This window comes from Oceaniovalibus sp. ACAM 378 (assembly GCF_008085915.1).
Lineage (GTDB): Bacteria > Pseudomonadota > Alphaproteobacteria > Rhodobacterales > Rhodobacteraceae > Oceaniglobus.
This window is the reverse complement of the sequence record NZ_VSJK01000048.1, coordinates 1-6,672: the sequence shown is the minus strand read 5'-3', so window position 1 is coordinate 6,672 and position 6,672 is coordinate 1. Positions and strand designations below refer to the sequence as shown.

The 6,672-nt window shown below is 54.3% G+C and carries 9 protein-coding genes; all 9 read left to right on the top strand.

Going from position 1 to position 6,672, the window contains the following annotated elements; genetic code table 11:
- On the top strand, positions 1-184 hold a 184-nt coding region (locus FQ320_RS26210), incomplete at its 5' end, for a hypothetical protein (protein ID WP_222861725.1).
- 32 nt (positions 185-216) lie between these two features.
- Positions 217-1,014 carry an ABC transporter ATP-binding protein gene (locus FQ320_RS24840; RefSeq protein WP_148475946.1) on the top strand — a complete coding sequence of 266 codons (798 nt, stop codon included), beginning with the start codon at positions 217-219 and terminating at the stop codon, positions 1,012-1,014.
- Complete coding sequence (locus FQ320_RS24835) at positions 1,007-1,813, top strand: ABC transporter permease (protein WP_148475945.1); 807 nt, start codon at positions 1,007-1,009, stop codon at positions 1,811-1,813. The genes FQ320_RS24840 and FQ320_RS24835 overlap by 8 nt, the downstream gene beginning before the upstream one ends.
- 32 nt (positions 1,814-1,845) lie before the next feature.
- Entirely contained in the window at positions 1,846-3,045 is a 1,200-nt protein-coding gene (locus FQ320_RS24830) for an FAD-dependent monooxygenase (protein ID WP_148475944.1), read from the top strand.
- Positions 3,046-3,270: 225 nt separating this feature from the next.
- The gene (locus FQ320_RS24825) at positions 3,271-3,972 is read left to right on the top strand and encodes an Asp/Glu racemase (RefSeq protein ID WP_148475947.1); all 702 of its coding nucleotides are present in this window, start codon (positions 3,271-3,273) and stop codon (positions 3,970-3,972) included.
- A gap of 11 nt (positions 3,973-3,983) precedes the next feature.
- A complete protein-coding gene (locus FQ320_RS24820) occupies positions 3,984-4,769 on the top strand; it encodes an alpha/beta fold hydrolase (protein ID WP_148475943.1) in 786 nt (261 codons plus the stop codon).
- A gap of 23 nt (positions 4,770-4,792) precedes the next feature.
- Positions 4,793-5,824, top strand: a complete 1,032-nt coding sequence (locus FQ320_RS24815; RefSeq protein WP_148475942.1) for a leucyl aminopeptidase — start codon at positions 4,793-4,795, stop codon at positions 5,822-5,824.
- 24 nt (positions 5,825-5,848) lie between these two features.
- Positions 5,849-6,469, top strand: a complete 621-nt coding sequence (locus tag FQ320_RS24810; protein WP_148475941.1) for an isochorismatase family protein — start codon at positions 5,849-5,851, stop codon at positions 6,467-6,469.
- A gap of 16 nt (positions 6,470-6,485) precedes the next feature.
- A partial coding sequence (locus tag FQ320_RS26205) for a hypothetical protein (protein WP_222861724.1) occupies positions 6,486-6,672 on the top strand: 187 nt, incomplete at its 3' end.

The window sequence follows — 6,672 nt, the reverse complement described above, 5'->3', positions numbered from 1 at the left end:
GTCGTCCGACGCGACACATCCAAAGGCTCTCTCAGCATCAAACTCAAGCGAGCTGGCTGGGATGAGGCATTCTTATGCAGCGTTCTCAATGGGCTGTAAGACGCGTGAGCCAAACGCGATTGCCCTGATCGCCGAATACGGCCTCATACGTAATCTTGAAAAATTCACATTCCGCTGGCGGTAACCCACACCAAAGTAAGAAAAGGTACAAATACAATGAGTTCAGATGATGAAAACTCAGTCCTGAAAGTTGAAGATCTTGGTGTTGCTTATGGCGCATACGAAGCTGTTGCCGGGTTGGAATTCAACATTCGTCGCGGCGAATTCGTAGCAATCCTCGGCCCCTCCGGTTGCGGGAAATCCTCTATGTTGAATGTGATTTCCGGCTTGCGGGCGCCGAGCCGCGGTCGGGTCTTTGTAGAGAATAAAGAACTATTCACTCCCAAATCAAAGGCACCACGGTTGGGATATGTGTTCCAGTCACACCGCTTACTGCCATGGCGCACAGTCCGTCAGAATCTTGAAATTGCCTTGGCTCCCTCTGCTGTGCCACGCTCTGAATGGAACCGGAAGATCGACGAAATTCTGGAAATCCTGCACATCGGTCAATTCAAGGACTCTTGGCCATTGCGTTTGTCCGGCGGTCAGAGGCAACGGGTCTCTATCGCGCGCGCGCTTGTGGTCGATCCCTCCTATATCTTGATGGACGAACCACTGTCGACGCTTGATGAGGTGACAGCCCGATCGCTTCGGCAGGAACTGACAGGAATATGCCAGCGTACCGGCGCTACAGTGGTCTTCGTGACCCACTCGGTCCGAGAAGCTGTTTATCTGGCAGATCGTATAATTATTCTCACCCGTGGCCCTGCTCGCATCTACGAAGACTACACCGTCCCATTGAAGCGTCCACGCGATTATGACGATCCGCGGATATCCGAAATCGAAAGCGAAATAGTTGCCCGTGTTCAGGCGCCTTGGGGGTTGGGCAACGCGGAGGACCGGGACGTTGCATAATTCAGAAGCTTCACCTCCATTGAATGTGCCAGCACCCGGCAGGTTCAGGCTGTTCAGTGTGTCGCCAAAGATTGGTGCGGCAGCGATCGCGCTCGGTTCTATGCTCGCGCTTTGGTATGTCATGTCGATCTATTTTCGGCCTTGGGTTCCAAGTATCGATGCCACCGCAATCGCCATGGTCGAAAAGCTTGGGTCGAGTGGGTTTTGGGACAGCTTTTTCCTTACACTCGGCCGGATATTCATGGCTTTCGCCTGTGCGACGCTCGTTGGCACCGCACTTGGGCTGTTAATTGGACTTAACGCACGTGCGGAAGCGTTCTTTCAACCGCTTTTGGCACTTGCATTGGCCGTGCCTGATCCAGTCTATATCATCTTTGCCATTCTGGCGCTTGGAACCGGGGAGGCCGCTGGATTTGTAGCGCTGACAGTCGCAGTCACTCCGTTCGTCACGAATATTGTTCGCTCTAATATTCACGCACGTGATAAATCTCTCGACGAGATGGCGCAGATTTATCATCTGCCTCGCAAAGTGCGACTAATGACCGTGCTCGCACCACAGATGGTGCCAGCCCTTTTGACCGCAATTCGATTTTCGTTCGCCCTATCTTGGAAACTGGTCGTGGTGGTTGAAGCCATCGGTCAGCCGAACGGTATCGGTGCAGATATTTTCCATAGCTTCCGTTTGCTCCGGATGCGGGAGGTGGCCGCCATCGCGATCATTTTCATCATCGCCATGCAGCTTCTGGAATTAGGCGTTTTGGGAAGACTTGAAAAGCGCCTCACACGCTGGCGCGACTGAGCGCATAAATCTTTGAATCTAAGGAGACTAAAATGAAAATCGCAATTATTGGCGGTGGTATCGGTGGCACTGCGACTGCTCACGCCTTGCTACAAAAAGGCTTTGACGTAACGATCTTTGAAAAGGCGGCAGCCTTTGGAGAAGTGGGCGCGGGCGTTCAGATCACTCCGAACGCGGTCAAAGCGCTCTCAGGTCTTGGCCTTGCAGACAATTTGTTCGAAAGCGCGTTTTACCCTCGGGCAGTGACGGGCCGCCATTGGAAAACGGGAAGTCAGAACTTCCGGATCGATCTTGGAACGGAATTCCGCGAACACTATGATGCTCCGTTCATCCATGTTCATCGGGCAGACCTTTTGGATGTCTTTGTATCCGCGTTGCCGTCCGATGTCTGCCGCTTCAACATGGCTTGCACCGGCGTTGAGCAGACAGCGCACGGGGCCCGAGCAACCTTCGAGGATGGAAGCCATTTCGACGCTGATCTGGTGATTGGTGCCGATGGTGTTCGCTCTGTCGTGCGTGACTCGATTTTTGGGTCCGGAAATCTGCGGTGGACGGGCCATCAATGCTACCGTGCGCTTATACCGACTGGCGGAGTCGTCGATTACGTCGCCCCTGAAAGCGCCTTCTGGATGGGCCCTAAAGCCCATGTTGTTACCTATTATGTGAAAGGCGGCGACGCCGTGAACGTCGTGGCCGTGACGGAAGCCGCCGAATGGGTGGATGAAAGTTGGAGTACACGCGCCTCTGTAGACTCGATGCTCAGCGATTTCGAAGGTTGGCATCCAGACCTGCAAAAGTTGTTCTCCGGTGTAGGAGAGGTGTTCAACTGGGGTCTGTTCGATCATGATCCGATGGAGACATGGTCGAAAGGTGCCGTGACCCTCCTGGGGGACGCCTGCCATCCAATGCTGCCTTTCTTGTCGCAAGGCGCGGCCATGGCAATTGAAGACGCCTACATTCTGGCGGAAGCCCTTGGCCAGTTTCCCGATGATCTGGCTGCGGCGCTGACGGCTTATGAGGGTGAAAGACTGCCACGAACAGCCCGTGTGCAACTGGAAGCGCGGGAAAGAGGTCGGTCTTACCACCTTCCAACAGAAAAAGAGATGGCCATTCGAGATGCCGAATACGCACGGCGTGCAAAAGAAGATCCGCGCACGACAGGTATCAACACGGATTGGGTCTATGATTATGATCCCCGCAATTTCACGGTTCGGGCTGGCGAATTGGCATGACTACTTTGGCCTGAAACGAACCTAAATCTCTACTTAGATGGTCTGAGAAGCATTTTTCAGGCCGTCTGCAACAGCGCCGGTCCCTGCCCCAAAGCAATTTGTTATGGTCAAAAAGTTCTGCTTGTAATTAATCATACGTTTAATTAATCATATCTTGGACTAAAACGGAGAATCAATATGAAGAGCTTTCGCGTGGGCCAGATTGTGCCCAGTTCAAACGTGACGATGGAAACAGAGATTCCCGCTCTCTTGACTGCGCGGGGTCAGGTTCACCCAGAGAAATTCACCTACCATTCGTCGCGGATGCGAATGAAGAAGGTCACGACAGAAGAATTGAAGGCGATGGATGCCGACAGCGACCGCTGCGCACTAGAACTGAGCGATGCGCGGGTAGATGTGCTCGGATATGCCTGCTTGGTTGCCATCATGTCGATGGGCGAAGGGTATCACCGCACATCTGCGCAGCGACTTGGACAGGTTACCAAAGACAACGGCGCCGAGGCACCCGTAATAACATCGGCGGGTGCGCTGGTGGATGGATTACGCGCCATGGGTGCCAAGAAGATCGCCCTTGTCGCGCCTTATATGAAACCGCTGACCGAGATGGTGGTGAACTACATCCGTGCCGAAGGGATCGAAGTGTCGGTCTGGAAAGCTCTTGAAATCAGCGACAACCTTGCTGTTGCGGCGCATGATCCAATGAACCTTCCTGGAATCGTCGCAGAGATGGACACCTCGGATGTCGACGTCGTGGTGTTGTCAGCCTGTGTTCAAATGCCATCGCTGCGTGCAGTTCCGATGGCCGAGGCCGTGACCGGAAAACCGGTCGTGACCGCGGCCATCGCAACAACCTGGGCCATGCTGAAGGCACTTGATCTCGACACGCTCGTCCCTGGCGGCGGCGCTCTGCTGTCCGGCAAATATTAAAGGATCAAACCATGATAAGCGGTTACAACCTTCACGCAAACGGCATCCGCCAACACCTTCTGCATTACCGCGGTGACGGCCCACAAATGCTTATTATTCCTGGAATTACGTCGCCCGCGATTACGTGGGGATTTGTCGCTGAACGGCTGGCTGAAGCCTTCGACGTTCATGTGCTTGACGTGCGCGGCCGTGGCCTGAGCCAAGGTGGTGATCTTGATTATTCGCTTGATGCAATGGCCGACGACGTACTTGGCGTGATTGACGCCGGAGACATGGAAAAGCCGATAATTCTTGGGCACTCAATGGGAGCACGAAATGCCATTCGTGCCGCCCGTAAAGATGGCGATGCGATGTCCGGTCTTGTTCTGGTGGACCCTCCAGTAAGCGGGCCCGGACGGCGCGAATACCCATCCAAATGGCCGTGGTACGAAGATTCGATCATAGCTGCGACCAAGGGCTGCTCCGCCAAAGACATGCGGGCGTTCTGTCCGACCTGGACCGATGAACAGGTCTCGTTGCGGGCAGAATGGCTCCACACATGTCAACTCGACGCAATCAAGACCGCGTACGACGGCTTCCACACCGACGACATACACGGGGACCTTCTCCAGATCACCTTGCCGATACGCCTGATCGTTGCGGGGGGCGCGCCTGTAATTGGCGACGACGACGTGGCCGAGTTGCTGACTCTCGCGCCCCAAACGGAAGTACGCACAGTCGAGGGCGCCGGCCATATGATCCCGTGGGACGACCTGGAAGGCTTTCTGAGCGCCGTCAAGGATTTCCGTACACAATAATAATGCCTTAAGGAGGACCCGTCATGGATCACGAAAGTTTCACACAGATTTGCTTGCATCAGTTGAAAATGTCCGGCGTACACGAGGGCGAAAAGCTGGTCGTACTGACACAGGGCAATGAACGCCTGGAATATGCCGATGCTTTCATGGCCGCCGGAGCACGGCTGGGGGCGTCAATGTATCACATGCGTCTGCCAGCTCCTTCCGCGATGGGCGGCTGGAATGTAGGCGTAACTGGCCTTGCTGCCTTGCCCGATGCAGTGGAAGCACAGAAAGCATGCGACATGCTGATCGACTGTGTCTTCTTGCTGTTCTCGCCGGAACAATTCGCCATTCAGGCTGCGGGCACTCGTATCCTGACAGCGGTGGAGCCCCCCGAACTGCTGGCGCGGATGTTGCCGTCCACAGAGCTCCGCGAAAAGGTCGAGATCGGTGCCGAGTATTTGGCCAAGGCCAAGGTCATGCGCATCACGTCACCCCACGGCACAGATGTGACCTATAAATTGAATACCTATCCGACGGTGGCCGAGTATGCTTGCACTGACGAGCCGGGCCGCTGGGATCACTGGCCTTCCGGCTTCGTCTTTACCGGAGGCGACGATGATGGTGTGGACGGCCAGATTGTCGTCGCGCCCGGAGATATCTTGCTGCCGCAGAACATGTACGTCCGAGATCCGATCACCTACACCATTAAAAAAGGCTTTATCACTGACATGCGCGGTGGCCTAGATTGTGAGTTGGTGAAATCCTATATGGACGGCTTCAACGATGAACGTGGCAAGGGCATGAGCCATGTTGGTTGGGGTATGAACCCCGACGCCAAATGGCACAGAATGACTCCAGGTGAATTTCCGGGTGGCATGGGCATGGAGCCGCGCAGCTTCTACGGCAACGTGATGTTCTCAACAGGCCCCAATAACGAATTGGGCGGGTCCAATGACACCGCATGTCACCTCGACATCCCGATGCGCAATTGTTCACTTTTCCTAGACGACGAGCCGATCGTGATCGATGGCGAGATTGTCGTAAAAGAAATGCAGATGGAGCGCAGTTAATCGAATCGCCGAGAGAAAAACATCATGAAACAGGAAAAAACCTACAAAGATGCTGGCTTCGGGGGGCAGGTTCCACGGGGCCGAAACCCCGCGCTGATTGTTATCGACTTAAGCTACGGCTTTACGGATGCTATCTATCCGACCGCTTCTGAAGCCAGCGCGCAAATCGCGGTTACCAATAGTCTGATCGCAGCTGCTCGCCTTCGATCGATCCCAGTCATCTTCACTGTGATCTCTTTCAATAAAAGTGAGCTCGACGTTTTGCCATGGCTGAAAAAAGCAACGGGAATGAAAGCGCTCGAAGACGGCAGCCGGCTCGTTGAAATAGATGACAGGTTAGATCGCGAACCCACCGACGCAGTCTTCGTCAAGAAAGGAGCATCAGCATTCTTTGGCACTAATCTTGCGAGCCAACTTGCGGGTGCTGGCGTCAACACAGTCGTTGTTGCTGGGGCTACAACATCGGGTTGCATCCGCGCATCAGCCGTTGATGCAGTACAAAGTGGCTTCAATGTATTGGTCGCAGCCGATGCATGCGTGGACCGCGCGCAGCCCCCACATGAGGCAGCACTTTACGATATTCAGCAAAAATATGGTGATGTCGTTTCATCTGCCGAAATTATTCAATATTTCAAGTCACTATAAGCAATAACTTGCTCCCATGACTGGTGCCCTTTCCAACACCAAGCGCACCAGTCATGAGATGTTGCTGGTTGAAATGTGCGCATTTCGCGGAATGTGGGCATTGATTTCGCGCGATGTCGGGCACGCGTTTCACGCCATTGTGGGCAGCCATTTTACGATCGTGGGCAGGCTGGCCGACACTTTGATAGATTCAGGCTGGAGCG